This window comes from Maritalea myrionectae, from assembly GCF_003433515.1.
Taxonomy (GTDB): Bacteria; Pseudomonadota; Alphaproteobacteria; order Rhizobiales; family Devosiaceae; genus Maritalea; species Maritalea myrionectae.
In genome coordinates this window covers 534,140-560,993 of record NZ_CP021330.1, presented here as the reverse complement: position 1 = coordinate 560,993, position 26,854 = coordinate 534,140, and the positions used below count along the sequence as shown (strand labels likewise).

Annotated in this window: 29 protein-coding genes; 17 read left to right on the top strand and 12 right to left on the bottom strand. The window is 53.7% G+C overall.

From position 1 onward, the window contains the following. Positions 1–24: 24 nt before the first annotated feature. The 4 genes from MXMO3_RS02780 to MXMO3_RS02765 form a co-directional block, all read right to left on the bottom strand. Entirely contained in the window at positions 25–1,344 is a 1,320-nt protein-coding gene (locus MXMO3_RS02780) for an Hsp70 family protein (RefSeq protein WP_117394870.1), read from the bottom strand. Between the two features lie 130 nt (positions 1,345–1,474). Continuing rightward, a complete protein-coding gene (locus tag MXMO3_RS02775) occupies positions 1,475–1,864 on the bottom strand; it encodes a Fur family transcriptional regulator (protein ID WP_117394869.1) in 390 nt (129 codons plus the stop codon). Further along, positions 1,857–2,687 (bottom strand): zinc ABC transporter permease subunit ZnuB, encoded by an 831-nt coding sequence (znuB, locus tag MXMO3_RS02770; protein WP_205468065.1) that lies wholly within the window; start codon positions 2,685–2,687, stop codon positions 1,857–1,859. The genes MXMO3_RS02775 and znuB overlap by 8 nt, the downstream gene beginning before the upstream one ends. Continuing rightward, positions 2,687–3,508 (bottom strand): ATP-binding cassette domain-containing protein, encoded by an 822-nt coding sequence (locus MXMO3_RS02765; RefSeq protein WP_036223504.1) that lies wholly within the window; start codon positions 3,506–3,508, stop codon positions 2,687–2,689. The genes znuB and MXMO3_RS02765 overlap by 1 nt, the downstream gene beginning before the upstream one ends. Positions 3,509–3,607: 99 nt before the next feature. Here MXMO3_RS02765 and MXMO3_RS02760 point away from each other — a divergent pair, with 99 nt between their 5' ends. After that, positions 3,608–4,660, top strand: a complete 1,053-nt coding sequence (locus MXMO3_RS02760) for a zinc ABC transporter substrate-binding protein (RefSeq protein WP_245985789.1) — start codon at positions 3,608–3,610, stop codon at positions 4,658–4,660. Position 4,661: 1 nt separating this feature from the next. Here MXMO3_RS02760 and MXMO3_RS02755 read toward each other — a convergent pair whose 3' ends face one another. Next, positions 4,662–5,972, bottom strand: coding sequence for an NAD(P)H-dependent oxidoreductase (locus MXMO3_RS02755; protein WP_117396689.1), 1,311 nt, complete (start codon positions 5,970–5,972; stop codon positions 4,662–4,664). 161 nt (positions 5,973–6,133) lie between these two features. Here MXMO3_RS02755 and MXMO3_RS02750 point away from each other — a divergent pair, with 161 nt between their 5' ends. Beyond that, positions 6,134–6,685, top strand: a complete 552-nt coding sequence (locus tag MXMO3_RS02750) for a DUF924 family protein (protein WP_027836039.1) — start codon at positions 6,134–6,136, stop codon at positions 6,683–6,685. Positions 6,686–6,694: 9 nt separating this feature from the next. Here MXMO3_RS02750 and phnE (MXMO3_RS02745) read toward each other — a convergent pair whose 3' ends face one another. From phnE (MXMO3_RS02745) to phnF, 5 genes are all read right to left on the bottom strand, one after another. Next, on the bottom strand, positions 6,695–8,044 hold the full coding sequence (gene phnE, locus MXMO3_RS02745; RefSeq protein WP_425462127.1) for a phosphonate ABC transporter, permease protein PhnE: 1,350 nt from the start codon (positions 8,042–8,044) through the stop codon (positions 6,695–6,697). 12 nt (positions 8,045–8,056) lie between these two features. Further along, positions 8,057–9,025 (bottom strand): phosphonate ABC transporter, permease protein PhnE, encoded by a 969-nt coding sequence (phnE, locus tag MXMO3_RS02740; RefSeq protein WP_117396688.1) that lies wholly within the window; start codon positions 9,023–9,025, stop codon positions 8,057–8,059. Positions 9,026–9,096: 71 nt separating this feature from the next. Further along, the gene (gene phnD / locus MXMO3_RS02735; RefSeq protein WP_117394866.1) at positions 9,097–10,002 is read right to left on the bottom strand and encodes a phosphonate ABC transporter substrate-binding protein; all 906 of its coding nucleotides are present in this window, start codon (positions 10,000–10,002) and stop codon (positions 9,097–9,099) included. 59 nt (positions 10,003–10,061) lie between these two features. Further along, positions 10,062–10,919: a phosphonate ABC transporter ATP-binding protein gene (gene phnC / locus MXMO3_RS02730; protein ID WP_117394865.1), complete on the bottom strand. Its 858-nt coding sequence runs from the start codon at positions 10,917–10,919 to the stop codon at positions 10,062–10,064. 131 nt (positions 10,920–11,050) lie between these two features. Further along, positions 11,051–11,785 carry a phosphonate metabolism transcriptional regulator PhnF gene (gene phnF / locus MXMO3_RS02725; RefSeq protein WP_117396687.1) on the bottom strand — a complete coding sequence of 245 codons (735 nt, stop codon included), beginning with the start codon at positions 11,783–11,785 and terminating at the stop codon, positions 11,051–11,053. 161 nt (positions 11,786–11,946) lie between these two features. Here phnF and phnG point away from each other — a divergent pair, with 161 nt between their 5' ends. The 14 genes from phnG to MXMO3_RS02655 all read left to right on the top strand — a co-directional run bounded on the left by phnG (position 11,947) and on the right by MXMO3_RS02655 (position 22,153). Beyond that, complete coding sequence (gene phnG / locus MXMO3_RS02720) at positions 11,947–12,429, top strand: phosphonate C-P lyase system protein PhnG (RefSeq protein ID WP_117394864.1); 483 nt, start codon at positions 11,947–11,949, stop codon at positions 12,427–12,429. After that, complete coding sequence (phnH, locus tag MXMO3_RS02715) at positions 12,429–13,046, top strand: phosphonate C-P lyase system protein PhnH (RefSeq protein WP_117394863.1); 618 nt, start codon at positions 12,429–12,431, stop codon at positions 13,044–13,046. Before phnG ends, phnH begins: the two co-directional genes overlap by 1 nt. Before the next feature lie 2 nt (positions 13,047–13,048). Then, complete coding sequence (locus MXMO3_RS02710; RefSeq protein ID WP_117394862.1) at positions 13,049–14,170, top strand: carbon-phosphorus lyase complex subunit; 1,122 nt, start codon at positions 13,049–13,051, stop codon at positions 14,168–14,170. Continuing rightward, positions 14,167–15,069: an alpha-D-ribose 1-methylphosphonate 5-phosphate C-P-lyase PhnJ gene (locus tag MXMO3_RS02705; protein ID WP_117394861.1), complete on the top strand. Its 903-nt coding sequence runs from the start codon at positions 14,167–14,169 to the stop codon at positions 15,067–15,069. The genes MXMO3_RS02710 and MXMO3_RS02705 overlap by 4 nt, the downstream gene beginning before the upstream one ends. Then, complete coding sequence (gene phnK, locus MXMO3_RS02700) at positions 15,066–15,857, top strand: phosphonate C-P lyase system protein PhnK (protein ID WP_117394860.1); 792 nt, start codon at positions 15,066–15,068, stop codon at positions 15,855–15,857. Before MXMO3_RS02705 ends, phnK begins: the two co-directional genes overlap by 4 nt. A gap of 2 nt (positions 15,858–15,859) precedes the next feature. Next, entirely contained in the window at positions 15,860–16,567 is a 708-nt protein-coding gene (gene phnL, locus MXMO3_RS02695; protein WP_117394859.1) for a phosphonate C-P lyase system protein PhnL, read from the top strand. A 90-nt stretch (positions 16,568–16,657) separates the two neighbouring features. Then, positions 16,658–17,350, top strand: coding sequence for a DUF1045 domain-containing protein (locus MXMO3_RS02690; protein ID WP_117394858.1), 693 nt, complete (start codon positions 16,658–16,660; stop codon positions 17,348–17,350). Between the two features lie 17 nt (positions 17,351–17,367). Then, a complete protein-coding gene (locus MXMO3_RS02685; protein WP_117394857.1) occupies positions 17,368–18,507 on the top strand; it encodes an alpha-D-ribose 1-methylphosphonate 5-triphosphate diphosphatase in 1,140 nt (379 codons plus the stop codon). A gap of 10 nt (positions 18,508–18,517) precedes the next feature. Then, positions 18,518–19,078 carry a phosphonate metabolism protein/1,5-bisphosphokinase (PRPP-forming) PhnN gene (phnN, locus tag MXMO3_RS02680; protein WP_117394856.1) on the top strand — a complete coding sequence of 187 codons (561 nt, stop codon included), beginning with the start codon at positions 18,518–18,520 and terminating at the stop codon, positions 19,076–19,078. An 8-nt stretch (positions 19,079–19,086) separates the two neighbouring features. Further along, complete coding sequence (locus MXMO3_RS02675) at positions 19,087–19,701, top strand: DapH/DapD/GlmU-related protein (RefSeq protein WP_117394855.1); 615 nt, start codon at positions 19,087–19,089, stop codon at positions 19,699–19,701. A gap of 61 nt (positions 19,702–19,762) precedes the next feature. Beyond that, on the top strand, positions 19,763–20,236 hold the full coding sequence (locus tag MXMO3_RS02670; RefSeq protein WP_117394854.1) for a DUF1203 domain-containing protein: 474 nt from the start codon (positions 19,763–19,765) through the stop codon (positions 20,234–20,236). Positions 20,237–20,351: 115 nt separating this feature from the next. Next, positions 20,352–20,816: a CAP domain-containing protein gene (locus tag MXMO3_RS02665; RefSeq protein WP_027836023.1), complete on the top strand. Its 465-nt coding sequence runs from the start codon at positions 20,352–20,354 to the stop codon at positions 20,814–20,816. Continuing rightward, complete coding sequence (locus MXMO3_RS02660) at positions 20,813–21,034, top strand: sulfurtransferase TusA family protein (RefSeq protein ID WP_117394853.1); 222 nt, start codon at positions 20,813–20,815, stop codon at positions 21,032–21,034. Before MXMO3_RS02665 ends, MXMO3_RS02660 begins: the two co-directional genes overlap by 4 nt. 54 nt (positions 21,035–21,088) lie before the next feature. Continuing rightward, positions 21,089–22,153 carry a bifunctional transcriptional activator/DNA repair enzyme AdaA gene (locus tag MXMO3_RS02655; RefSeq protein WP_117394852.1) on the top strand — a complete coding sequence of 355 codons (1,065 nt, stop codon included), beginning with the start codon at positions 21,089–21,091 and terminating at the stop codon, positions 22,151–22,153. Here the strand turns inward: MXMO3_RS02655 and MXMO3_RS02650 are convergent. Beyond that, the gene (locus MXMO3_RS02650; RefSeq protein WP_051214061.1) at positions 22,145–23,230 is read right to left on the bottom strand and encodes a D-alanyl-D-alanine carboxypeptidase family protein; all 1,086 of its coding nucleotides are present in this window, start codon (positions 23,228–23,230) and stop codon (positions 22,145–22,147) included. The genes MXMO3_RS02655 and MXMO3_RS02650 overlap by 9 nt on opposite strands. A 222-nt stretch (positions 23,231–23,452) precedes the next feature. Here MXMO3_RS02650 and MXMO3_RS02645 point away from each other — a divergent pair, with 222 nt between their 5' ends. After that, positions 23,453–24,652, top strand: coding sequence for a serine hydrolase domain-containing protein (locus MXMO3_RS02645; protein ID WP_117394851.1), 1,200 nt, complete (start codon positions 23,453–23,455; stop codon positions 24,650–24,652). A 43-nt stretch (positions 24,653–24,695) separates the two neighbouring features. Here the strand turns inward: MXMO3_RS02645 and MXMO3_RS18920 are convergent, their stop codons facing one another. Then, positions 24,696–26,789, bottom strand: coding sequence for an OmpA family protein (locus MXMO3_RS18920; RefSeq protein WP_245985788.1), 2,094 nt, complete (start codon positions 26,787–26,789; stop codon positions 24,696–24,698). Positions 26,790–26,854 lie beyond the last annotated feature (65 nt).

Here is a 26,854-nt window from a genome sequence, read left to right as displayed (position 1 = left end):
CAATTTTTGGCGTTTATTTTTAAACTAGCTCAACTCAAGCTCGGCACCGGCAAGCCAAGGCTCCACATTGTCGAGCAAACCAATCAAAGCCAAGCCATGGGCCACCGATTGGAACTGATTGCCATCAGCCAGCTTTTCAGGGCCAAACCGATCTGCAAACAATCGCTTTACCGCCGGGATGAAAGATGAGCCGCCCGTCAAAAACACATGGTCAATATCTTCAATTTTGATGTGCTCGCGCGCAAACAACCCGTCAACCGCCTGGCCGATTTTGTTGAGGTCTTTTTCAATCCAATGCTCAAAATCATCGACCTTAATCTCCTGATCGATTTGAATTTTGCCCAGCTTGATCTGAAGATTGGCCGTGGGGTTTGATGACAATTGTGCCTTGGCACCTGAGACGGCGCGATAAATATCAAAGCCCCGATCATCCATAATCGTATCGATCAACGCTTCCAACTTATCCGGCGCCAGCGAGGCATTCCACAATTCTTCCAGCTCATTCATATTTTGCGGCGTTTTCAACACCGCCAACTGGTGCCAACGCGCGAAATTGGCAAAATAATGCTTGGGAATTTCAAGGATTTTGTCGAACGACTTATACTCGGTGCCCTTGCCCAATTCCGGGCAAATCACCGCATCAATAATCCGATAGTCAAAACTATCACCAGCAATGCCCACGCCCGCATAGCCCAAAGGATGCGCGACAACCCGATCCCCATGGCGCTCAAACCGAATGATCGAAAAGTCGCTCGTACCGCCGCCAAAATCGCCCACCAGCACGGTCGCATCTTTTTTCAACCGCTTGGCATAGGAGTAGGCTGCCCCCACTGGCTCATAAACATGTTGCGGGGTTGGGAACCCAGCTTGTTTATAGCCCAGCTCATATCGCTCCATCGCCAATTGATCGTCTGGGGAGGCGCCAACAAAGGCGACCGGGCGCCCAGAAATAAAGGTGGTGCCCATTTCATCAAGCCCATTGGCCGCGCTCTTGCGCGCGGTTTGCAAAAAGGCGGCGAGCAAATCCTCAAACCGATATTTTTGACCAAAGACCCGCGTTTCTTCAAACAAACGACTGGCCGCGTGGCTTTTAAAGGATTGAATAAAACGGATTTCAGAGAGGGCGGATAAATAGGATTTGATGGCCTCCAGCCCCGCACTTACCTCCACATCAAACGAGCGTTCGCGTTCAATTTTTTGAAAACACAAGACGGAGCGGTACACATCGGACATTTGCGCGCCCATGCCAAATTGCACCGTGTGCACATCGCCATTTTGGTTGGCCCGGGCAATCACTGTGTTGGTGGTACCGAAATCAACACCATAGGAATATTGTGCGCCCATATGCCCCTCCAAAGAACGTAAAAACCCTGCCCGGATTGCGATGATCTATCCGTGCAAGGTGACAAGCTGATAAAATGCGGACGCGCTTCCTATCAGGCGGGGGTGCCGATGGCAAGTGAAGGAAAAGGGCCTAAGCGCACTTAGCGCATATACCGCGAATTTCGAGGCTGGTTTTTACCGGCGTGAAGTCGCGTTCTTTCGCCCAAAGGTCGAGGCGTTTGCTCACCTCATCATCTGAGAACTCCCACACATTGTTGCAATTCTCGCAAATGCCAAAGGCGATCAGTTCATTCTCATGACAGTTCGGATGGGCGCACGCCACAAAAGCATTGAGCGTTTCCAGCCGATGGGCGAGGCCCATTTCGGTAAGCTTATCCAGCGCCCGATAAATCTGTAGCGGTGCCTTTAAGCCCTTCTCACGCAATTTATCCAGCAAATCATAAGCGCTCATCGGGGTTTTGGATTTGCCCAATTGGTTGAGCACCAGATCCTGATTTTTGGTCAAGTTTTGCTCACTCATGAGGGGCCTCCACAGGCTGGTTTTTGGCGCCGCGCAAATTTTTCGGCACCAAGGAAATCAAAAAGATGATCAACGCCGCCACCACAATTGAGGGGCCAGACGGGGTATCATATTGTAAAGAACCATATAGACCGCCGATCACAGCGACAACGCCCAAAATAGACGCCAGCACCGCCATAATCTCGGGCGTGGCCGCAAAACGACGGGCTGTCGCCGCAGGAATAATCAGCAAGGCGGTGATCAACAAGATACCGACAATTTTCATCGCGATGGCAATCAACAGCGCAAGCAATACCATCAGAATAAACCGACTGCGTTGCGGCTTCATATTTTCCGCCTGCGCCAACTCCACATTCACCGTCGCCGCCACCAAGGGTCGCCAGAACCAAATCAAGATGGCAAGGACCACGGCACCAAGGCCATAGACCATTTGAATATCGGTGCTGGTCACGGCGAGAATGTCGCCAAACAAAAGCCCCATCAGATCAATGCGCACACTCGTCATCAAGCTGACAATCACCAAACCCAGGGCCAGGGTGGAGTGCGAGAGGATGCCCAAAAGCGCATCCGCCGACAGGGATTGCCGCTTTTCAAGGATCAGCAAAGCGAAGGACACCATCAGCGCCACGGCAATCACGCCGACCATCAAATTGAGATTGAACACAAAGCTGAGCGCTACGCCCAGCAAAGCTGAATGGGCCATTGTGTCACCAAAATAAGCCATGCGCCGCCACACAATAAAACAGCCCAATGGACCCGTGACCAAAGCAAAACCGATACCCGCAATCATCGCCCGCATAAAGAAATCATCTAAAATACCCATCAGTGATGCTCCTTTTCATGCGGCCGATCCTGCCCATGATCACAATGATCATGAATGGTGCCATCGGCGTGCATCACCCGGCCATCCGGCAAATGGGTGTGGTCATGATCATGCTGATAAACCGCAAGACTTTGCGCCGCCCGCGCGCCGAACAGACGCTTATATTCATCGCTCTCTGCCACCAGTTTTGGCGTGCCGCGACAACACACATGCCCATTCAAGCAAATCACCGTATCGGTTTGCGCCATCACCACATGCAAATCATGGGAGATCAATAAAATTCCACAGCCCGTTTCATCACGTATGGTTTTGATCAAATCATAAAGCGCGATCTCACCTGCAAAATCGACGCCCTGCACCGGCTCATCCAACACCAGCAGATCTGGCTGCATAAGCAAAGCGCGGGCCAGCAAAGCCCGTTGTGTTTCCCCACCTGAGAGCGATTGCATATCCGATTTTTTGAGATGCGAGATGCCGACCAAATCCAAGGCATGATCAATATCGTGCTCGGTTTGTTTTTTGGTCAACTTCATCAACCGACTGACCGGCATGGGCAAGGTCCAGTCCAAGTTAAATTTTTGTGGCACATAGCCAATCTGTAAATCGGGTCGGCGGATCACCTGGCCTTCGGTGGGCTGCAGCACGCCCAAGGCGGTTTTCACACTGGTGGATTTGCCTGACCCGTTTGGCCCAATCAGCGTAACAATTTCTTTGGGATGCACGTCAAAAGTGACACCGCGCACCAGCCATTTGCCGTCGCGATAAACGCCAACTTTGTCTAAACGCACCAGCGCCTCTTGCGCTAAATTTTGATCGGACACAAATTTGCACTCAATTTGAAAAGAACGGTTGCACCTCTTTTTGCCATACGTTATATCGTAACGCAACAATGTTATGTTATTACATTAATGGAGATAGAAATGCGAATGAAATTTGGTGCAAGCGCCTTGGTTTTGAGCTTGGCAATGACGGGTTTGGCCTCAGCGAACGAACTTAATGTGGTGACCTCCATTCGCCCGCTTCATTCGCTATTGGCCAATGTAACCCAAGGGGTAACCACCCCCACCAATATCGTACCCGCCAACGCGTCGCCCCATGATTACGCGCTGAAGCCTTCTGATGCGCAAGCGCTGCAAAATGCAGATTTGGTGTTTTGGGTCGGTGAAGATTTGGAAAGCTTTTTGGCCAAATCCATCACCTCCCTGCCGCAAAATGCCAAGGTGATCGCACTGCAAGATCACGAAGACCATTTTGATTTTCTGCCCACCCGCAAGGTGAGCTTGGCGGACGATGACCATGGTCATGATGAAGCCCATGACGAACACAACGACGCCCATGCTGATCATGCGGACGACCATGATGAACATGATCATGAGGATGCGACTCACGAGCACGAAGACCATGATGAGCACGCCCATGACCACGAAGACGAACATCATGACGATCATCATCATGGCAATGTGGACCTGCATCTTTGGCTCAATATCGACAATGCCAAACATTTTGTTGAACTGGCGACGGAAGAATTGAGCGCAGCTGACGCGGCGAATGCGACGCAATATCAGGCAAATGCCGCAAGCACCCTTGAACGGCTGGACACGCTGAACACCGAGATCAAAGCGCAACTGGCTGGACTTGAGGCAAAAAAATTCGTGACCTTCCACGATGCCTACCAGTATTTTGAAGCCCAATATGGACTTTCTAATGCAGGCACCGTGACCTTAAGCCCGGAGATCAAACCCGGCGCGAAACGACTGACTGAATTGAAAGCGCATTTGCAGGAAGATCAAATCAGCTGCATTTTCGCCGAGCCGCAGTTTGACGCCAAATTGGTTGAACTTGCTGTGGAAGGCACCGCGGTCAAACAGGCCGTGTTGGACCCCCTGGGTGCGAGCCTTGAAGATGGCGCTGACCTCTATTTCAACCTGATCCGCGATATGGGCAACAATTTTGCCGACTGTTTAAGCGAATAGCCTAGTCCAACATCTCATCCTGGGCGCGGCGGAGATCAACGATCTTCAAGCTCGCGTCCGGGGTGGTGTTTTGTGCCGTGATCAGCTCGCCTTTTTTAATCGGCGCAATCACTTTACCGCCCTCGATTAAGCCGACAGGATGCGCCGCTTTCGCCTTGGCGTCGTCCCGCGTCATGGTGAACGAGCGATAGCAATATTGCCCAATCGCATCCAATGTTTCGCCCGGCTGCATATCCTTTTTCGCCACCGCACACACGTCAGCCACCGGCCGGTCCATCGGCACCATATCTGACTGCCCATAAAGTGCGATGCGCGCGCAGGTGAGCGGCACTTCCAAACTGGTGAGATGAAACGGGCGATACAGCGTAAAATACGGCCCGCGCCCCACTTTCAAATCAGCCATGCGCTCGTGAATACGCTCATGCGGGGCTTTGACCACCACAAACACGCCCGGCGCGACGCCCTTGCCGATCGTGTAATCCACTTTGCCTGCACCAGAGAGGATGCCGCCATCCTCTTTTGGGATCAAAATATCCTCAAGCGTATCAATGGTCGCTTCCGGCCCATGCATGCCCGGCACATCTGGCAGCAACCCTGTGGCATTAGCCAACGCGGCCATTTCGACCATGGTCTTGGACCCATCGACAAACTCAACCAGCATGCGCGGGTTCATATTGCGCGCGAAGGCTTCTTCTTCGTAGTCCGCAGGCACCGCATCAAATTTCAGCGGATTGTTTTTGCCTTTACCGGCAGAAATGATCGGCAGTTCCAGCGCGTTGGCAAAATCAACCAACTCCATAATGGACGAAGGCTCGTCCCCCGCCCCGACGGAATAGACAAGGCCCAACTCTTTCGCGCGGCGATGCAAATAGGTGCCAACGGTCACGTCCGCTTCCACATTCATCATCACCAAATGCTTGCCCGCCTCCAAGGTCAACAGACCAATTTCAGCGCCCACACTGGGCTTGCCCGTCGCTTCGATCACCTGGCTCACATGATCATTTTGCGCCACCAAACGCGCATCACCACACACAGCAATCTTGCCCATTTCAATCGCGCGAGAAATGGCGGCATCATTTTCGCACACCATCGCCATCTCGCGATCGCCATAGGCAATCTCAACCGCTTTAAGCGCATTTTCAATATTGCGCACGGCAACGGCGCCAACGCGCATGCCGCGCATTCGCCCGATTTGCAAAATCAAATCGGTGCCCATTTCGCCCGCACCAATCAACCCCACAATGATCTCTTTGCCGCTGTCCGCCAGCTTATAGAGATCGCGGGAAAGGCCTGTCATGCTTTCGCGGCCCATTTGGAAAGGTTTGAACGTTTCAATGGTCATAGGTGCGCCAGTTTGAAATTGAATTTGCGCCTTACTAGCGCAAAATACGCAGCGATGGCGACCCCAAACTCACTTCAAGTTGATTTTCTTAAAAATCATCGCCAATTTAGATTGATGGAAAAGGAGCGCCTATGACCGTCACCGCAAAAGACATTATTCAATTCTGGTTTGTCGACCATGGAGAAAAAGATTGGTTCACCGGAGGCGAAGCGTTTGACGCCAAAATCATCGACCAGTTCAAAGATACACACACAGCCGCCGCACGCGGTGATCTGTTCGATTGGCGGGTGGATGCCGAAGGGCGCCTGGCGGAGATCATCATTCTGGATCAATTCAGCCGCCAAATTTACCGCAAAGACAAACGCGCCTTCGCCTCTGACATGCAGGCCCTCACCTTGGCGCAAGAGCTGGTGGCCAGCGGCGACGATCAGCATTTAGAAGTGCGGATGCGCACCTTTGCCTATATGCCCTATATGCATGCGGAAAGCCTGAAAGTGCATGATGAGGCGGTAAAGCTGTTCAAAAGCCTCGGCAATGAGAACAGCCTTGAATACGAAATCAAGCACCGGGACATTATCGAGCAGTTTGGCCGCTACCCCTATCGCAACCAAGTGCTGGGGCGCGAAAACACGCCCGCCGAGGAGGCGTTCCTCTCCAGCGAGCATGATAGCTTTGGCCAATAGGTCGGGGCGCTAACGCGCCTCTTCCCCGATCAGCTTGGTGCGCAAATAGTTCGAGATATTGTCAAAGACAAACACCACAATCAGGATCAAGATCACCATATAGCCGACATTTTCCCAGTCGGTACCAGTGCGCATGGCCTCGAGCAATTTGAGGCCAATGCCGCCCGCACCTACCGCCCCGATGATGGTGGCAGACCGGGTGTTTGATTCCCAGAAATAGAGCGCTTGCGACGCAAAAAGCGGCAGCACTTGTGGCACCACGCCGAAGCGCTGCACCTCCACCGGCGATGCCCCAAGCGACTTCACGCCTTCGCGTTGCTTGTCATCGACATTCTCCAAGGCTTCGGAATAAAGTTTGCCGAGCGTACCCGTGTCGGTGAAAAAGATCGCCGCGATACCGGCAATCGGTCCCGGCCCAAATGAGCGGGTGAAGAACAGCGCCCAAATCAGCATATCGACCGAGCGCAAAAAGTCGAACGCCCGCTTCATAAACCAGTTGGCGGCGTTAGACCGTGTGATATTGCGCGCGGCAATAAAGGCCAGCGGGAAGGCCAGAATGCCCGCAAACAACGTACCCACAAAGGCCATCACAATGGTTTGCAGTAATTTCACAAACACATCCGCGTGCTGCCATTCGGCATTATAAAGAAAGTCATTGATCGCCACGCTGAGATTGCTTTTACCCGCTTCAAGTTGCGGCCCAGCAGCAATCGTCGAGATCACTTCAAACCCGTTCATGCCCCAAAAAGCTGAACTCGGATCAAAGAAGAAATTCTCCCACCCCCAAAAGCGGCGCCAAACGCGCACTTGGGTGTTACGAATTTCAATGTTGCCGGCAAAGCCAAAGCTGAATTTCACGCGGCCATTGCGGGCTTCAAAAGCGCTGGTGGCGTTGGGCGGCAAAAGAGCTTCATCATCGGTGATCACCACCTCAAAACGCTGTCCGCCCTTGGTGATCTCCACCAGACCTTCTTGCACGACGATAAAATCGCTCGGGCCAAAATCGACACGATAGGCATCGGCGGTTTCATTGGCGATCACCCAACTTGGATCTGGCTCGGCCCCAAGGGGTGAAAAGCGCGGATATTGCAACTCTAACCCATCATCGCGGAAGCGGAACTTTGGCTGCGCCTGCCAGGACACCCAATCGGCCATATAAAGCCCGGCCCGGTCCCATTTGGCATCGGAGAAGACCTGCGGAATATTGAAAAAGAAAAAGCAAGCCACGAGATAGGCCAGCAACGCCGCGACAATCGCCAGCGGGCGAAACTTTTTCACCGGGTCTTTGTGAAACACCTCGGCATATTGCTCTTTTAGCTCGGCTTGCCGTTCGGCAGTGAGGTTTGTGGTGGTCAACATGGTCATATCCCCCTATGCGCCGAACTGGAACGCTTGATCGCCCACCATCTTGCGGCGCAGCCAGCCGGAAAGCTGATCCACGGCGACGATGGTGACAAACAGCAAAAGGATAATGGCGTAAGTTTTCGCCGCATGATCGCGCGACAAGGACAGGCGAAACACTTCGCCAATACCGCCGCCGCCCACAGCACCAATAATGGTGGAGGCACGCACATTGATTTCAGCGCGCAGCAAGGCATAGGACGTGAAGTTGGGCAGCACTTGCGGCACAATGGCAAAGCGCACCCGCTCAACCCAACTGGCACCGGCGGCCCGCAAACCCTCATCCAGTTTCATGTCGGCATTTTCCACCACTTCGAAAAACAGCTTGCCCAACGCGCCGATCGTGTGGATCGACACCGCGGCAATCGCCGCAATTGGCCCAAGCGACAAGATCGCCGCCAGCAGGCCCGCAATCACAATCTCTGGGAACGCACGCAGCAACTCCATGATGCGGCGCACCACAAAGCGCACCGCTTTGGAACCCACCAGATTGGAGGCAGCGAAAAAGCAGAGCACAAAGGCAATGCCCCCGCCCAACAGTGTGGACACAAAAGCAATATTGAGGGTGACCAGCATCTCATAAAAATATTCGGGCAGATAAAAATCGCCGATCAGATAATGCCGCCCCTCTTCATAATCATATTTCAGCGAGCCATCGGCATAGGGTGATGGCAAATCAAACAGCGCCCGGAAAATCTCCAAAGGATCGTCCGGCAAGAAATTCAAAACAAAATCGAAAAAATACGGGATGCGATCAATAAATTTGCCCGAGTTCGAGGCATTGGCAAACCACAAGGCCGCCACAAGAATGGCGCCCAAAATGCCAATGGTGAGAAAGCTATAGAGCTTTTTAGTTCGCGCCAGCTCTTGATAATGTTGATGCACCTTTTTGGTGGCATCAGAAAGTTTTGGCGGTGAAGATTGGCTAACAGCACCCATCAAATCGCGCTCCACATAGATATGCAAAAGGACCGATCAACATGACCGGTCCTTTCAACGAGGTTTTATAATTAGCCGCCGATTTTGGCTTTACGGGCGTCAACGATTGTTTCGTAGAAAGAGTGATCCACTTCCACGAAACCGTTATATGTGCCGCCTTGGATGGCAGAAAAACAATCAGGATTTGTTTCTGGCAAGCTCAACATGAAGTCTTTGAACTTGGCACGTACATCTTCGTCCAGATCGGCACGCACAACAATTGGGCCGTTCGGGATCAAAGGCGAACGCCAGATCTCTTTCACGTCTTCCATGTCGAGAAGGCCTTTATCCACCATCTTGCGGATATTGCCCGAAGTGTAGCCATCCAGATATTCACCAACGCCTGATGACCAGGTCACGCCGCCGTCAATTTTGCCATCCAGCACCGCCAACACATTGTTTTCGTGCCCACCATTGAAGGATGTTTCTGAGAAATATTCATCAACGGGCATGCCCAGTTCTTTTGGCAACGCCACTGAGGGGACCAAGAAGCCTGAAGTTGAATCTGGGTCAGCATAACCAAGATGCTTGCCCTTCATATCGTCCAAAGACTCAATGCCGCTATCTGAGCGGGCCAACATGATGGAGTGATAGCCCGTTGCACCATCAACTTGTTCGGTGGTCAAAATCGGATCTACAGCTTCCGGATCCTGCAAATAAACAGCTGCATAGCCAGACGCACCCAGCTCGGCATAATCAAGCGTGCCGCCCAAAAGGCCCTGGATCACACCGTCATAGTCAGCGGCTGGGAACAATTGAACATTGTTTACGCCAATGGCTTCCGGCAACAGATCGATCAAGCATTGGTTGTTGCGCAAACGGTCGGCTTCGTTTTCGCCGCCCAAAATACCAACGCGGAATGTATCAAGCGCCATGGCGGTTGAGGACATGGCCACAACAGCTACAGCAGACCAAAGGCCAGTACGGATCGCATTCATGGGGATTCTCCTAAAATTATGCGGTTTACCGTTGAAATTCATTGCTGCGCCTCAGCGCATCAATTCAGCGTCACGTGCGCCTCATCGGCATCACGATAGGGCCCGCGGCGTTTTTGCGCGGGTGTCTCATTGTCGTCTTCAAGGGAAGTCGAGGTCATGCTTTCAGAGAAGGCGTCTTTCAGCCCCTCGGCACCATAAATGCGGCGCGCCACCTCAGTGGTCAGCGCTTCAGGCGGGCCATCAAACACCACCTCGCCATGGGCCATGCCGATGATTCGCTCGCAATAATTGCGGGCCGTATCCAGCGTGTGCAGATTGGTGATGACGGTGATGCCGTCATCTTCATTAATCGCCTTCAAACTATCCATCACCACTTTCGCGTTGCGCGGGTCGAGCGAGGCAATCGGCTCATCGGCCAAAATCATTTTCGGCTGCTGCATCAGGGCGCGGGCGATGGCCACACGCTGCTGCTGACCGCCAGACAAAGTGCCCGCGCGTTGCAACGCGGTTTGCGCAATGCTCAACCGCTCCAGCGCTTCAAGCGCTTCAAGCTGCTCTTCTTCGGTGAAACTTTTGATGAGGGAAGAGAATGTGTTGCGCCGGTTCAACCGCCCCAACATCACATTGGTCAAAACATCGAGGCGCGGCACCAGATTGAACTGCTGAAAGATCATCGCGCAATCACGTTGCCAATTGCGCAAGTCAGCGCCCTTCAGGCTGGAGACTTTGGTGCCATCAAACTCGATGGCCCCATCGCTGGTGGCAATCAATTGGTTGATCATGCGCAACAGGGTGGATTTGCCCGCCCCAGATTGACCGATCACCCCCACCATTTCGCCTGAAGCGATGGCGAGGTTGACATTTTTCACCGCCAATTTGTCTCCAAATCGGCGATTAACATTTTGCAGCTTCAACATGTAACGATGTGCCCCTATTCGAATTCGGGCCCATCTCTATTGCTGCTGCTTTACATAAAAATGTCGGTTAGATGTCAGATTTGTGAAAGTCGCTATTCATAGACAAATATAGGTCGCAAAACGTGCTGCGCCTAGCTTTCGATCTCCAACTGCACCGTCTCACCGCGAAAGCGCGAACGGGTATATTGCAGCTTTTCCCCTGATTCTGACACATTCACGCTGGTGATCTGCATCAGCGGATACCCCACCTCCACCTGCAACAGGCGCGCATCATCTGCCGTGGCGGCAATGGCGGTCACCCAGCTCTTGTCGCGCTTGTAATTTTCAAAGCCCGCCCGGGCCAATGCTTTTGAAATTGACCCCAGCTCGGCATAGTGCGGCACCAGATCAGGCAGCAAATCTTTTCGGAACCAGATGGTCGCCACGGTGATCGGCACGCCATCGGCCACCCGCAAGGTCTCGATGCGCAGCACCGAATCGCCCGCCGCGATGTTGAGATGCTTGGCCACGTCCTCAGTTGCCGCTTCCTCTGCTGACGAGATCAGCCGCCCACCCGGCTGGCGCTTCTGGGCGCTGATAATTTCAGAAAAGCGCGTGCGCGAGGAAATCGGATAGGTGATGGGCGCATCTGCCACAAAGGTGCCGCGGCCACGTGTGGCGGTGAGAAACCCATTCTCCGTGAGCGCCGCAATGGCGCGCCGCACCGTATGGCGATTCACTTCATAATCATTTGCCAACTCGACTTCTGTCGGCAATTGCGTGCCCGGCTTGTAGGTACCCGCCACAATTTCATGCTGCAATCGCTCGGCGATTTGCCGCCAGAGGGACACGCCCTGCCCCCGCTCAATCTTGCTCAAACTCCACACTCCCAAGCCTTTGATGCCGTCATATGACTGCAACAATTTCGCACTTTAATAAACCATACAAACAAAAGTATACAAATATATACAATTAGTATAGACAAATTTTTTGAAATACTTTAGGACAGCACCCGTTCTGATCTTTCAAAAACTGAAAAGAGCCATTCATGACCGCGCCTTCCTCCCCCGACAATAAAGCTGAAAATGCTGAGGTGATCGCTCGCCAGCGCGTTATGCGCGTTTTGGTGCAAGCGCCCGACCAGCAACTTGAAGATCTGTATGAGAAATTTGCTGACAAGCCAGACTGGACATTCGCCCGAAAGCCCGAAACGGGCCTTGTGATGACACGCGGGCGGATCGGCGGCGGCGGGGCACCGTTTAATCTGGGCGAAATAACTGTGACCCGCGCCGCCATTCAATTGGAAAGTGGCGAAGTTGGCCACGCCTATTGCCAAGGCCGCAACCAACGCAAAGCCGCCATCGCCGCCTTTTTCGATGCTGCCTGGTTAAGCGAAGCGCACAAGCAAAGCGTTGAAGCCAACATCATCGCTCCGTTGGAGCAAAAGCAGCTCACCGCCAAAAAAGACAAGCTGAAAAAAGCCGCCGCCACCAAGGTCGACTTTTTCACCATGGTGCGGGGAGACGGATAATGACGATGTCCCAACGAACCATTGCACAAGGCTTCACCGACCTCACCCATCAAAGCCAACAGAGCTTTAAAACGATTATGGATGCCATGGCGCAGCCGGGGAAAATCTATGATGCGCCGCATAAAGTGGACAATGCGGGTGCCCTTAATCCCGTTGCTGCCATGGCTGCCCTGACCCTATGTGACGCAGAAACGCTGATCTATCTTGATGAGACACTCAATACGACAGAGACACGCCAATTCTTGGCGTTCCACACCGGCGCGGCCACCACAAGCGATCCGCAAAAAGCTCAATTTGCCTTTTTGAGCAGTGCAGAAGCCTTAGAAGGCAACCATAATTTCAATATGGGCAATCATGAATATCCTGATCAATCCACCACGGTCATTATTGCCGTGAACGATCTGGCCAATCAGGCAGGCGTCGGGCTTTCCGGCCCCGGCATCGAAACCAGCCGCGCCTTCGCCTTCTCCAGCTTGAACCAAAAATTCTGGCAACAGGCTAAAGCCAACAATGCGGAATATCCTTTGGGCATCGACCATATTTTCGTGACAGAAACGCAGCTGGCTGCCCTGCCCCGCTCCACCAAAATCAATCTCGATCCGGCGCAAGGAGAATAGACATGTATGTTGCTGTAAAAGGCGGCGAAAAGGCCATCAAAAACGCCCACACATTGTTCGCCGCCAAACGTCGTGGCAATGAAAATGTGCCCGGCCTGCGTCTGGACCAGATCACCGAGCAATTGTCATTCGCCGTCGATCGCGTGATGGGCGAAGGCTCGCTTTATGATCCAGAATTGGCGGCCATGGCCATTCGGCAGGCACAGGGGGATTTGATCGAAGCCATCTTCCTGATCCGCGCATACCGCACCACCCTGCCGCGCTTTGGCTATGCAGAACCCATCGAAACCGGCAAGATGGCCATTGAGCGACGCATCTCCGCAACCTTCAAAGATTTGCCCGGCGGCCAAGTGCTTGGGCCAACTTTTGACTATTCCCACCGCCTGATCAATTTCGATTTCGACGCGGAAGCGGCCCCCGAAACACCCCCTTCGAGCGACGAAGACATCGATTTGAATGCGGAAGTGCCGCGCGTTTCTGACATTTTGGGCAAGTCCGGCATGATTGAGCCAGACCATCAATTTGATGAAGGCCATGAAACAGGCGATTTGACCCGTACCCCGATCGATTTTCCAACCGATCGCGACGTGCGGCTGCAAAATCTGGCGCGTGGTGACGAAGGCTTTTTGCTGGCGCTTGGCTATTCCACACAGCGCGGCTATGCCCGCTCGCACCCCTTCGCGGGCGAAATTCGCTTCGGCGAAGTCGAGGTTGAGTTTTTTGCTGAAGAACTTGGCTTTGCCGTGCCCATCGGCACCATGGAAGTGACCGAATGCCAAATGATCAACCAGTTTAAAGGCAGCGCCAAAGCGCCTCCTGCCTTCACCCGTGGCTACGGCTTGGTGTTTGGCCAAGCCGAACGCAAAGCCATGTCGATGGCACTGGTGGATCGCTCGCTCCGCTGGAAAGAGCTGGGCGAAGAATTCTCCGCCCCGGCGCAAGATCAGGAATTTGTGCTGTCCCACTCCGACAATATTCAGGCCACAGGTTTTGTGGAGCATTTGAAGCTGCCGCACTATGTGGATTTCCAAGCCGAGTTGGACCTGATCCGCACCATGCGCAAGGAATTTGACGCGCAGCAAAATGAAGATGGCGATGAGCCAAAAATGGAGGCGGCCCAATGAGCCTTGATCAACTGACCAACGCGGCCCCGGCCTACAATTTTGCCTATCTCGACGAACAGACCAAACGCATGATTCGCCGCGCGATCCTCAAAGGCATCGCTGTGCCGGGCTATCAGGTGCCGTTCGCCGCGCGCGAAATGCCCATGCCTTATGGCTGGGGCACCGGCGGCGTGCAGGTCACTGCCTCAGTTTTGGGCGAAAGCGACATTCTCAAAGTGATCGACCAAGGCGCCGACGACACGACAAATGCGGTCTCCATCCGCAACTTCTTCGCCAAAACCGCCAATGTGGACCTAACCACCCACACCGGCGAAGCCACGGTAATTCAAACCCGGCACCGCATTCCGGAAGAAGAACTGCAGGAACATCAAACGCTGGTCTATCAGGTGCCGATTCCCGAGCCGCTACGCTTTTTGGAACCACGGGAAACCGAGACCCGCAAAATGCACGCCTTGAGCGAATATGGTCTGATCCATGTAAAGCTTTATGAAGATATTGCCACCCACGGCCATATCGCCACCACTTATGCTTATCCGGTGATGGTAGAGGGGCGCTATGTGATGGATCCCTCGCCGACCCCAAAATTCGACAACCCGAAAATGCACAAATCCAAAGCCTTGCAATTGTTCGGGGCGGGCCGGGAAAAGCGGATCTACGCCCTGCCGCCTTACACCGATGTGGTGAGCCTCGATTTTGAAGATCACCCCTTCACCATTCAGGAATGGCCCGACACACAATGCGCCATGTGCGGCGCAGAAGGCGTGTATTTTGACGAGGTGATTTTGGATGACGCAGGCAACAATATGTTTGTGTGCTCAGACAGCGATTATTGCGAAACCCGCCAGAGCGAAGGTCATCTTGGCCCGCTAAATGCCGACTATAAGGAGCGCATGCAATGAGCCTTGATCAAGACTTACCTTTGTTGAGCGTGAAAAATCTATCCCATTTTTACGGCCAGCAACTGGGCTGCAAGAATGTCAATTTCGATCTCTATCCCGGCGAAGTGCTGGCCATTGTGGGCGAAAGCGGGTCGGGCAAAACCACCCTGCTCAATTGCCTCTCCACCCAGATCATTCCCACAGATGGCGCAGTCTATTATCGCAATCGCAAGGGAAAATCGGACAATCTATATGAGATGAGCGAAACCCAACAGCGCATCTTGTTGCGCACCGATTGGGGCTTTGTGCGCCAGCATCCACGCGACGGGTTGCGCATGAATGTCTCCGCCGGTGCCAATGTGGGCGAACGCTTGATGGCGCTGGGTGATCGACACTATGGCAAAATCCGCGACACAGCCCTCGACTGGTTGGCGAAAGTGGAAATTCAGGCGGACCGCATCGATGACGCGCCGCGCACCTTTTCTGGCGGCATGCAGCAGCGGCTGCAAATTGCCCGCAATCTGGTGACCAATCCGCGCCTTGTATTTATGGACGAACCAACCGGCGGCCTCGACGTGTCGGTGCAAGCGCGTCTGCTCGATTTGATTCGCCGTTTGGTGGCCGAACTTGGCCTCTCCATCATTATCGTGACGCACGATCTGGCTGTCGCACGTTTGTTGTCTGACCGGATTATGGTGATGAAAGACGGCGAGGTGATTGAGCAAGGTCTAACCGACCAGGTTCTTGATGATCCACACCAAGCCTATACCCAACTTTTGGTGTCATCCATTCTGCATGTGGGGAGCTAATCATGACACAGCCCATTTTGAGCGTTCAAAACCTGACCAAATCCTTCGTGATGCATTTGCAAAATGGTTTGCAATTGCCCGTGATGGACGGGGCAGGATTTGAAGTCTTCGCTGGCGAATGCGTGGTGCTTGGCGGCCCCTCCGGCGCAGGAAAATCCACCTTGTTGAAAATGATCTATGGCAACTATGCTGCCGATGCCGGTGAAATCATCATCACCCATGGCGACCAGCACACAGATTTGGTCCAAGCGTCGCCGCGCGAGATCTTGCGCCTGCGCCAATCCACCATCGGCTATGTGAGCCAATTCCTTTCGGCCATCCCCCGCGTGTCCGCCCTCGATCTGGTGGCGCAAGTCGCCCGCCAATGGGGCCACAGCGAAGAAGTTGCGCAGAAAAAGGCCGCAAAAATGCTCGGCCAGTTGAATATTCCTGAGCATTTGTGGAACCTGCCCCCCGCCACCTTCTCTGGCGGCGAGCAACAACGGGTGAACATTGCCCGCGGCTTTATGGGCGAGCATAAATTGCTGCTGCTCGACGAGCCAACGGCTTCGCTTGATGCGGCCAACCGACAAGTTGTGTTGTCTTTGATTGAGGAACGCAAAGCCAATGGCACCGCCATGCTGGGCATTTTTCACGATGCCGACACCCGCGACAAGGTGGCGGATCGTGTGATTGATGTCACCAAATTTGCGGTACAAAAAGCAGCATAATTTGATCAAATAAATGACTGTCAAATTGCTGACATTTAAATAGACTATGTGAAGGCGCGAGTTCACGCCTTCCAATTCTTAAGGTCCCTCATGTCTGAGCGTTATGCGATATATTATGCGCCAGCCACAAATGACTCTTTGTGGCAAAAAGCCAGCCAATGGCTGGGGCGCGACTGCCACCAAAATTGCGAACTGGCGCAACCTTCCATTGAAGGCATCACGCCGGTGGACCAATATGAATTCACCGCCTCGCCACGGCGTTATGGATTTCATGCCACCATCAAGGCACCATTTCATATGGCGGAGAATACGAATATCGATTCCCTGCGGCGCGACCTGAAAGCCTTTGCAGATGCGCAAAACCCCGTCGAAATTGGCAGCTTAAAAGTGCATCAGATCGGCAGATTTATCGCCATCGTGCCCGCGCATCAATGTGAGGACGTGACCGAACTCGCCCAAAAAGTGGTGCACCACTTTGATCACTATCGCGCGCCGCTGAGCCAAGAAAAACGGCAAGAACGCATCGCCTCTGGCCTTAATGATCGTCAGATCGAACTGCTCGACCACTGGGGCTACCCCTATGTGGGCGAGCAATTCAAAATGCATTTGACCCTGACAGGGCAAGTGGATGAGTTAGCCGGAAAATTATTCTTCGAGGCGGCGCAACAATGGTTTGCGGCCGAGTTGGAACGCACCTACACCTTCAACAATTTGGCGCTTTATCATGAGCCTGAAAAGGGCGCGCCTTTTGTCCGATTAGAAGATTACCCCCTAAGGGGCTGAACGAAAGCTGAGATGAAATGACCGAAAATCTAAGCATTAAAAATGCAAAGCTGATCCTTGCCGACAGCGAAATGACAGGCGCCCTGAACGTGAAAGACGGCATGATCGCCGACATGGCGAACAGCGGGGAGTCGGGCCTCGACTTCGATGGCGACTATCTGGTGCCTGGTCTGGTGGAGTTGCACACCGACCATCTTGAAAGCCACTACCGTCCGCGCCCCGGTGTCTTCTGGGACCCCATGGCCGCGTTGCACGCCCACGACGCGCAAGTCACCTCATCCGGCATCACCACGGTGTTTGACGCGGTGCGGATCGGCTCTGACACCGATATGAAAAATATGGGCGAGCATGTGGATGTGTTGGTGGGTGCCATCACCAAAGCCAAGGCTGAAAAACGCCTCCGCTCCGATCATTTGATCCATTTGCGCTGCGAATTGTCCAGCCATGATGCCTTGGAACAGTTCGAGCAATATTGCCAGAATGAACTGGTGAAACTGGCCTCGCTGATGGACCACACCCCCGGCCAGCGGCAATTTATGCAGCTGGAGCAATATTACCTTTATTACCAAGGCAAAACTGGCATGAACGATGCGGAGATGGAAAAATTCATCGCCGCGCGGATCGCCGAACACGAGCAATATTCCGCACCAAACCGTCAGGCGATCGTGAAACGTGGTCATGAAATCGGTCTGACCCTCGCCAGCCACGATGACGCGACAATCGATCATGTTGCAGAAGCGCAGGCAGATGGCGTCGGCATTGCCGAATTCCCCACCACCATCGAAGCGGCCAAAGCGTCCCGCGACGCCAATATCGCCATTTTGATGGGCGCGCCAAACGTGGTGCGCGGCAAATCTCATTCTGGCAACATTTCCGCCACAGCATTGGCCAGCGAAGGCCTGCTCGACGTGCTCAGCTCCGACTATGTGCCCTTCTCACTGATGCAGGGGGCGTTCAAGCTGGCCAAAAATGTAGAGCAAATCACGCTGCCTGACGCCATTGCCAAAGTCTCGCTCAATCCAGCGCGAGCGGCGGGGCTTGATGATCGCGGCGAACTGGCCGTGGGCAAAAAGGCAGACTTTGCGCGGGTGCATTTGCCCGAAGATGGTGTGCCGATTGTGCGTGCCGTTTGGCGCGATGGCGAACGCGTGATCTAGGGAACACACTATGTCGGACGCCTATAAGGGCATTTTGATCTTCATCGTCGGCCCTTCAGGCGCGGGCAAAGACAGTTTGATGGCGGGCGCGGCCGACGCACTCAGCCAAGAACCCAATATCAGCTTTGTACGTCGCCTGATCACGCGGGAGGCCATGGCCGAACTGGAAGATCATGGCACGATCAGCGAAACCCAATATGAAGAGATGGTCGAGCAAGGCGATTTCGCCTTGCATTGGCGCGCCCATGGGCTTGGCTATATCATCCCGAAAACCATTGAGGATGACCTACGCGCAGGCAAAACCCTGATCTGCAACACATCGCGCAACCAATTGCCCGTCGCCCACCAAAAATATCCCATCCACGTGATCAACATCACCGCACCGGTGGAACTTCGCGCGGAGCGATTGGCTGGGCGTGGCCGGGAAAACAAAGAAGAAATCGAGCAGCGGTTGAACCGCAAGGTGGATGAGCTCGATCCGGCGCTGCCCCAAACGACGATTAGCAACGATCAGTCGCTCGCGGTCGGGGTTGAAAAGCTTGTTCACCTCATCCGCGCCGTTCAAAAATAGGTACCGCAATGGCAAAGCAATTATCCCAAGCCCCAACCATCGGCCCCAACACCGAAACCCGAGGCAGCGATTTGGGCGTTTGGACCGAGCTGGGACATGACACCATTTTTGTCGATTCGCGCTTGGGTGACTATTCCTATGCCATGCAGCGTTGCCAGATCATTTGGACCAAGATCGGCAAGTTCTGCTCCATCGCCAGCGATGTCCGGATCAACCCGGGCAACCACCCCACCTGGCGCGCCAGCCAACATCATTTTTCATATCGTGCAGCCGCCTTTGGCTTGGGCGACGATGACACCGAATTCTTTTCCTGGCGAAAAGAGCATGAGGTCACCATTGGACACGATGTATGGATCGGCCATGGCGCGACGATTTTGGCCGGCGTTTCGATTGGCACCGGCGCAGTGATCGGCGCCGGGGCAGTCGTATCAAAAGATGTGCCGCCCTATCACATTGTCGGCGGAGTGCCTGCCAAAACGATCAAAGAGCGGTTCACACCCAAAATCGCCGAACAGATGCAAGACTTGGCCTGGTGGGATTGGCCGCGGGAGAAGCTGAAAGACAGCTTAAAAGATATGCGCAGCTTGCCCGCCGAAGCCTTTTTAGAAAAATATGCCGTTTAGGTGAAATTCGGGTCGCCGAAGGTGTGTGCCTAAGCCATTTTACTCCCAAAAGGAGCTTCACATGGCGATCAAATTTACACCCATCCCCACCACAACAGCGGAAAGCTGGCGCAATGGCGGCACAGATGCCCATGGGCAAAAGCCAGAGCGTCGCATCTCAGATGGCCGTGCACCCTGCCGCCACTGCCTCAAAAATGTGCCGGAAGGCGACGCCGTTCTGCTCGGCGCCTACAAACCCTTTGACGCCGCCGGCGCCTTCACTGAAACGGGCCCCATCTTCATATGCGAAAAACCGTGCAAGCGCTTCCAGGGCGGCACGAATGAGGTGCCACCAGTGATTGCCCAACGTGATCAGTTTCTAATCCGCGGCTATTCGGCAGACGAGAAAATCGACTATCGCACCGGGCAAATCGCAAAGGTGAGTGATCTTGTCAGCCAAGCCGAGAAAATATTCGCGCTTGAAGATGTGAGCTTTATCCATGTGCGATCAGCCGCCTATAGCTGCTTTACCACCCGCATTGATCGCGCACGCTGATCTCATTTCCGCCGCACTTTTCAGGCACATTTTCACGCAGCCGGCAAAGCTTTGCTGGCTGTTTTTTATGGTCTCTGCTAAGAGCCTTTTTTGATAAGCGTCGTTGGGAGTTTTTATGCGTAAATTATTGCTTGGATTGATGTTGATCGTGCCGTTGGCCGCCTGCACCACCATGACCAGCCAATTGCCTGCAGCACTGACCGCACGCATGGATACCAACAACCCGCAACTGGACCGACAAGCGGCCCTGAACCTGATCAACCAATACCGCACATCCCAAGGCCTCAACATGTTGACCCTTGATTCAGGCCTGCAAGTGAAAGCGCAAGACGCAACGCTCGAATATGCCCAAAATGGCAACAGCCAGGCCGCCACTAAACCCCTAAACGTGCCCGGCGAAACCGCAAGCCTCACCAGTGCTGGCTACGCCACATTTGCCGACACGTTCTCTGGTTGGCGCAACAGCACCAAAGATTCAAAAGTTTTGCTGAACCCCTTCGCATCAAAAGCCGCAATCGCCGTGCATTATGACGCCAATTCAACCTACGGCACCTATTGGGTGCTCGGCCTTGCCAAATGAGCGGGTTGACCGTGGATACGCGCGGGCTGAACTGCCCGCTGCCGGTAATCAAGGCTGAAAAAGCACTGGCCAACGTAATCAAAGGGCAATCCATTTGCCTGTTGGCCACCGATCCGCTGGCGGAGATCGACATCCCCAATATGTGCAACAAGCAGGGGTTTGAACTGGTGTCCCATGAAAACGAAGATGGCGTGATCCGCTTCGTCATCCAAAAATAATTAAACGCCCGAATTGAGACAGACAGGTCGATTTTTATCGCCTAAATTGGGCACATGTTATTTCAATTACCCAATGATGATCAGCTTTATCAGGCCCTCTTAAACCGCGACCCGGCGTTTGACGGACGTGTTTTTGTCGGCGTCGCGTCCACCCGCATTTTTTGCCGCCTCACCTGTCCGGCGCGAAAGCCAAAGCGGGAAAATTGCACCTTTTTCGAAACCGCCAGCGAGGCGCTCGAAATGGGCTATCGCGCCTGCAAAAAATGCCACCCAACCACCAGCGAAGCCGATGGCAACACCGCCATTCGCAGCCTTGTGTCAGCATTGGAGGAACGCCCCGACCATTTCTGGCAGGAACGCGATATTGTCAAGTTGGGCTTAGATCCATCCACCGTGCGCCGCGCATTCAAACGGCAGTTTGGCATCACCTTTTTGGAGATGGCGCGCCTTCGTCGTTTACGTAACAGCTTCACCACCTTGCAGGCAGGCGGCAAAATGATCGATGCGCAGCTCGATGCAGGCTTTTCATCGGCCAGCGCCTTTCGCACGGCCTTTGCCAAACATATTGGCCTTAAACCCAGTGATTTTTGCGCCGATGCCCCGCTAAAGGCCGATTGGTTTGACACGCCCTTGGGCACCATGGTGGCCGTTGCCGACGCGACCCATTTGCATTTGCTGGAATTTCATGACCGCAAAGCCCTACCCACAGAACTCGGCAAATTGTTTAAAACCGCCAAAGGTCAAATGGGGTTTGGCACCACCCCGGCTTTGGAAATCACAAAAGCGCAATTGGCGGAATTTTTCGCCGGTGATCGGGCCCAATTTGATTTAAAACTCGCATTGCACGGCACCGCATTCACCAACCAGGTCTGGCGCGAGTTGCAGGACATCCCCGTAGGCGAAACCACAAGCTATGGCGCCTTGGCAAAAAAGATCGGCCAACCCAATGCCGCGCGTGCCGTGGCCCGGGCCAATGGTGCCAACCAAATCGCGATCATCATTCCGTGCCATCGCGTCATCGGCGCGGATGGCCAGCTCGCCGGCTATGGTGGCGGCTTGTGGCGAAAGCAAAAGCTGATTGATCTCGAATTGAAGTATAATAGAGCGCGCTTAGCGTAGAATGATCGGCCGTGGGCGCGGCAAAGCCACTTGCTCCGGCACAAAAGCATAGGCCGGGCGCGGACGCGGCAGTTCAACATCCACCAGTTTACCCAGCGTGTTTATCCGCACTTCACGCCGCACCAAATCGTCGTTCAAATAGCTGATCTGCCCTTCAAGTCCGAACGGAAATTCAGCCTTACGAGACGCCAAATAGGTTTTGGCTTCCGCCCCACAAACCTGCGGCCGCATGTCGACCGGCGCAATCGCCAAATTTGGAATTTGCGTCACACTTTTGCGCGTGCCGCCATAACGCCCCTGAAAGCCGCGCTCCAAAAGCAACGCGGCCAACTCTCCGCGTTCACGCGCCGTCACGCCACCAAACACCACGGCCATAAGCTCGCGGCCATTGCGCCGTGCGGTCGCAACAATATTCAACCCAGAGGCACAAACAAATCCGGTTTTCATGCCGGTTGTGCCACGAAATTTTTCCAACAAGATATTGTAGGATTCTAACGTCGATTTCCCGAACTTGACCGCGCGAGTTTCGAAAATCTCATCATATTGCGGATAGCGCGACCTGATCACAAACGCCAGGATCGCAATGTCCCGCGCGGACGTGACCTGGTTGGGGTCGTGCAACCCGTTGGGATTGGCAAAGCGCGTGGCCGTAAGACCCAAATTCGCAGCGTGACTGTTCATCAACCGCACAAATTCAGGTTCAGTTCCCGCAACAGTCTCCCCAATAGCGATGGCCACATCATTGGCAGACTTCACCAGCATCAAATAAAGCGCGTCTTCCAACGTCACCGCCGTGCCCACCGGAAAGCCCATTTTGCTCGGCGGCGCTTTCAATGCATTTTCGGACATCACAACAGGCGTCTCAAGCGTAAGACGCCCCGCGTCCACCGCTTCAAACGCGGCATAGGCGGTCATCAATTTGGTCAACGAGGCCGGATGCCAAGGGCGGCCCGCATCCTTTTCAAACAATACCTCGCCTGTGCGCATGTCGATCAGGAGCTGCGGCAACGCAATCCCCGGCCCAGCGCTCAACAAAAACGTCAAGACGAGCAAAATGACACGACAAAATGAACGCATGAAAACCCCGACATCAAATTTACGGCTTAAGTTCTACCCTCACGGGGCGCTGCTGGCAATCACTGGCCCAATATTGCGGCAAATTTTTGCCCTGGTCTAAAGTTTTGTCCGGTCGGGGTGCGCTCAAATGGCACGCCGAATATCGCCCTGAACAACACGACGCCTCTTGAACCTAAGGATGTCGCGCACTAGCCTAAATAGGCGAAGAAAAGTGAGCTCAACATGCTTCATCACACCCACTCAAAACCGATTATCGCCCTAACCCTTTTGATCCTTTTGATCCTTTTGACGCAAGGTTTTTTCATGTCGGCCCAAGCCCAAGAGACGAACCGCCAAGACATAGACGCCAAAATTCAAACGCTGATCGACCAACAGCTGCCGCGCATTGCACAAGAAGCCAGCCAATTTGGCAATTCGGGTGTGGTGATGCAGGATGGAAAAATCATCGCCCAAGGGGTTTTCGGATCACGACAAAAGGACCGCGACAACCCCGTCGCCTCGAACGATAAATGGCATTTGGGGTCGATCACCAAATCAATGACAGCCACAGCGATTGGCCGTCTCGTGGACCAGGGAAAACTGTCCTTTGATGATACAATAGGCGATCTTTGGCCCGAAAAGGCAGATCAAATTGATCCCGCCTGGCGGCAGGTCACCATTGCCCAATTGCTGCGGCATCTCAGTGGTGCCAAAGCCAATTTCGGCCTTGGCGTGCTCTTTAACCGCACGTTTGAAAATCAAGCCGCGCTTGATCAGGCACGTGACGAGGCAGTGCTGAAAATTATGGCAAAAGCGCCCACCCACCAACCGGGCACGACATTTGAATATTCCAATATCGGCTATACCATCGCGGGCGTCCTCGCCGCGAAGGTCGCTCAAATGCCGTGGGAGAAATTGATCGAACAAGAGGTTTTCGAACCGCTGGGTTTGGAAAGCGCCGGCTTTGGCGCACCCAAAGGGGACAACCCTTGGGGCCATGCCAAGAAATGGATGCTGTTGACCACAGCCATTGATCCAGAAAAACCAGAGTCTGACAATTCAGCAATCATGGGACCAGCTGGCGTTGCGCATATGAGCCTGCAAGATTTGGCAAGCTATGGGCAGATGCACCTCGCTGCCGAACGCGGCGAAAGCGATTACCTTTCCGCCGAAACCGCCAAATGGCTACACACGGCGCCACCGCAAGTCAGTGAAGAACACCCACTCTATGCCGCAGGATGGATTTGGTTGAGCTATCGTGATGATGGTGGCTTAAGCCTGTCTCACAATGGGTCGAACACCATGTGGTATGCCTTTTTGGTCAATGATCCAAAAACCAACGCCTCAATCGCATTTGCCACAAATGTTGGCAACAATGAGCCGTCTGGACGCGGCTTCAGCGAACTCACACGGGAAGTGCTGAACCTGCTTGACCAGCAATAGAACAAAAAAAGCCCCGCACCGAAGTGCGGGGCTCTCTTGGAATTTAGCGTCGTGCAACTGGTGAAATAAGAGGTGTAATCCGCTTAATTGTCACCCGTCTATTTCGCCGATCAGCCTGTTGCGTACGGATCTTGAGATAGCGTTCGCCATATCCTTGTGTCGCCAAGTTCTCAGGCGGCACACCAAAGGCTCGGCTTAAGATCACCGCAACTGTTTCCGCACGTCGATCAGACAGCGCCAGATTATATATCTCGCCGCCAACAGCATCTGTGTGACCCTCAATAAGGAAGGTCTCAGCTGGGTTTTCTTCCAACATGTCAAGCATAGCATTGGCCACATTGGTCAGGCTGGCCACTTGATCGGTTGGGATCGTGGCTTTGTTGGTCTCAAAGGTGAGGCCGCCAATCTCGAGGCGACGCACCATATCGCGAACCCGCGCAGAACGCTTCACCTCATTCACAGAGTAGAGGCGCTGCACACGCTCAACGGGCGGCTGGTCTAGAAACTGTACCAGTTCATCCTCATTGGCATTGTCGGCATCCAGCACATATTCTGAAACTGGGATGTCCAAACGCAAGGGACCAAGATCCAAGGCAGGATCGCGCCACTCCAACAAGTCCTGTTCATAGGCTTCGTCGACATAAACCAAAACCTGTTCCTCACCGTCAGCGGTAAAGCGTGATCGGCGGATAATGTCGCCATTGCGGTTATAAATGGTCACAATCGCAGTACCGTTTGCGCGCAGGATGGTTTCGCGGATGCGGCCATTGCTCAAACGCTCAATATAGGTTTCGTCCGCTTCCTGCTCCAGACGTGAATTGTCCTGATTTTCAACGATCACTTGATTGTTGAATTGGAAAACAACTCTGAAGTCGGTGGTGCTTTGCTCCATCACTTCAGCATCTTCGGGCGCACCACGCGTGACAGCGCTTTCGTCAGTGGCGGCAAGGCGCTCACCTTCTTCTGCGGTAATTGAGGTGACGTCCATCTGCGTTGTCGCTTCTTGAGCCTCGGCATCATTTTCTGGTGGTGTTGTATCGGCAGTGTCTTCTGCTTTTACGTCTTCTTTCACCTCAGTTTCACTGGAAGCGCTCGCCTCAGTATCCGCTGCCACCTCGGCTTCACCTTCAACCGGGGTTGAAGTTTCTTCCTTGGCGCTGTCGAGCACCGGCGCGACATCTTCCGGACCTGTCTCAGCTTCTACATTTTGAGCTGATTCAAGCAACTCCGTGGCTTCATCAACAGGCTGGTCTATGCTTCCAGCATCCATTTCAGATGTTGAGGCTTCTGCTTCAACCTGACCTTCAGTTGTGGCCTCTGCTTCTGGAGCTTCGAGTACCGCTTCGCTTTCTTGGGTTGCCTCAAATTTCAACGGCGCCAAATCGTTCGCTATGCGCATGTCAGGCGCAATGTATTGATCAAGGCACGCCTCTAGCTCTGGCACACCCAGACTTGCGCACACCTCAACAAGATACTCGCGCGCCATCATCGCCGTATCGGCCGCAGCTTCAACATCGCCACCTTCGGCCTGAACCTGATCAAAGGCAAACCGGGCTGACACATATTCTTCATATGCTGCAATCAATTCGACCGGCGCTTCTTGGTTTGAAGTTTCCTGGCTCGCCGTTTCTTCAGTGGCTGTTTCCTGGGTAGCTGTCTCTTCGCTTGCAGGTTCTTGTTGAACTTCTGCTGCTGGCGTGTCCAACACACCCTCACCTTCAAGTGGTTCCGCAGCCGCTTCAACTGCGGCCTCAGTTTCAACTTCAAGGACGCTCGAAGACTCTGCCGCCTCAGGCTCTAGAGGTTCAATATCATTGGCGACACGCATTTCTGGTGCGATATATTGATCGAGACAGGCCGACAAATCCGGCATTTCAAGACTGACACAAATGTCCAAAAGGCTTTCGCGGGCTTCAAGCACAGTTTCAGCTTCAACCTCAGCCTGCCTGAACGACAATATGGCCTCTGCATATTGCTCGTAAGCCACAACAACATCAGCTGGCGTGGCTTGGCTTGCATCCTGTGGCGCTGTTTGCTCTTGCGGCGCTTCCTGACTGGCTTCCTCTTGGGCTATCGCCTGCAGGGGCGCTAAACTGAGCACCGCCAGCATCGTGTTTGTTATAAGCGCATTGCGCATGGGCATATTCCTTATTGTTCTGAGAAATCAAACGATTATATGCTCGACCGCAGGCACTAACCTGT

Excerpts from the sequence above, each read along its gene's own strand:
- MXMO3_RS02780 (WP_117394870.1), bottom strand. The coding sequence starts at position 1,344 with ATGGGCGCACAATATTCCTATGGTGTTGATTTCGGTACCACCAACACA.
- MXMO3_RS02775 (WP_117394869.1), bottom strand. The coding sequence starts at position 1,864 with ATGAGTGAGCAAAACTTGACCAAAAATCAGGATCTGGTGCTCAACCAA.
- znuB (WP_205468065.1), bottom strand. The coding sequence starts at position 2,687 with ATGGGTATTTTAGATGATTTCTTTATGCGGGCGATGATTGCGGGTATC.
- MXMO3_RS02760 (WP_245985789.1), top strand. The coding sequence starts at position 3,608 with ATGCGAATGAAATTTGGTGCAAGCGCCTTGGTTTTGAGCTTGGCAATG.
- MXMO3_RS02755 (WP_117396689.1), bottom strand. The coding sequence starts at position 5,972 with ATGGGCCGCGAAAGCATGACAGGCCTTTCCCGCGATCTCTATAAGCTG.
- MXMO3_RS02750 (WP_027836039.1), top strand. The coding sequence starts at position 6,134 with ATGACCGTCACCGCAAAAGACATTATTCAATTCTGGTTTGTCGACCAT.
- phnE (WP_425462127.1), bottom strand. The coding sequence starts at position 8,044 with ATGTTGACCACCACAAACCTCACTGCCGAACGGCAAGCCGAGCTAAAA.
- phnE (WP_117396688.1), bottom strand. The coding sequence starts at position 9,025 with ATGGGTGCTGTTAGCCAATCTTCACCGCCAAAACTTTCTGATGCCACC.
- phnD (WP_117394866.1), bottom strand. The coding sequence starts at position 10,002 with ATGAATGCGATCCGTACTGGCCTTTGGTCTGCTGTAGCTGTTGTGGCC.
- phnC (WP_117394865.1), bottom strand. The coding sequence starts at position 10,919 with ATGTTGAAGCTGCAAAATGTTAATCGCCGATTTGGAGACAAATTGGCG.
- phnG (WP_117394864.1), top strand. The coding sequence starts at position 11,947 with ATGACCGCGCCTTCCTCCCCCGACAATAAAGCTGAAAATGCTGAGGTG.
- phnH (WP_117394863.1), top strand. The coding sequence starts at position 12,429 with ATGACGATGTCCCAACGAACCATTGCACAAGGCTTCACCGACCTCACC.
- MXMO3_RS02710 (WP_117394862.1), top strand. The coding sequence starts at position 13,049 with ATGTATGTTGCTGTAAAAGGCGGCGAAAAGGCCATCAAAAACGCCCAC.
- MXMO3_RS02705 (WP_117394861.1), top strand. The coding sequence starts at position 14,167 with ATGAGCCTTGATCAACTGACCAACGCGGCCCCGGCCTACAATTTTGCC.
- phnK (WP_117394860.1), top strand. The coding sequence starts at position 15,066 with ATGAGCCTTGATCAAGACTTACCTTTGTTGAGCGTGAAAAATCTATCC.
- phnL (WP_117394859.1), top strand. The coding sequence starts at position 15,860 with ATGACACAGCCCATTTTGAGCGTTCAAAACCTGACCAAATCCTTCGTG.
- MXMO3_RS02690 (WP_117394858.1), top strand. The coding sequence starts at position 16,658 with ATGTCTGAGCGTTATGCGATATATTATGCGCCAGCCACAAATGACTCT.
- MXMO3_RS02685 (WP_117394857.1), top strand. The coding sequence starts at position 17,368 with ATGACCGAAAATCTAAGCATTAAAAATGCAAAGCTGATCCTTGCCGAC.
- phnN (WP_117394856.1), top strand. The coding sequence starts at position 18,518 with ATGTCGGACGCCTATAAGGGCATTTTGATCTTCATCGTCGGCCCTTCA.
- MXMO3_RS02675 (WP_117394855.1), top strand. The coding sequence starts at position 19,087 with ATGGCAAAGCAATTATCCCAAGCCCCAACCATCGGCCCCAACACCGAA.
- MXMO3_RS02670 (WP_117394854.1), top strand. The coding sequence starts at position 19,763 with ATGGCGATCAAATTTACACCCATCCCCACCACAACAGCGGAAAGCTGG.
- MXMO3_RS02665 (WP_027836023.1), top strand. The coding sequence starts at position 20,352 with ATGCGTAAATTATTGCTTGGATTGATGTTGATCGTGCCGTTGGCCGCC.
- MXMO3_RS02660 (WP_117394853.1), top strand. The coding sequence starts at position 20,813 with ATGAGCGGGTTGACCGTGGATACGCGCGGGCTGAACTGCCCGCTGCCG.
- MXMO3_RS02655 (WP_117394852.1), top strand. The coding sequence starts at position 21,089 with ATGTTATTTCAATTACCCAATGATGATCAGCTTTATCAGGCCCTCTTA.
- MXMO3_RS02650 (WP_051214061.1), bottom strand. The coding sequence starts at position 23,230 with ATGCGTTCATTTTGTCGTGTCATTTTGCTCGTCTTGACGTTTTTGTTG.
- MXMO3_RS02645 (WP_117394851.1), top strand. The coding sequence starts at position 23,453 with ATGCTTCATCACACCCACTCAAAACCGATTATCGCCCTAACCCTTTTG.
- MXMO3_RS18920 (WP_245985788.1), bottom strand. The coding sequence starts at position 26,789 with ATGCGCAATGCGCTTATAACAAACACGATGCTGGCGGTGCTCAGTTTA.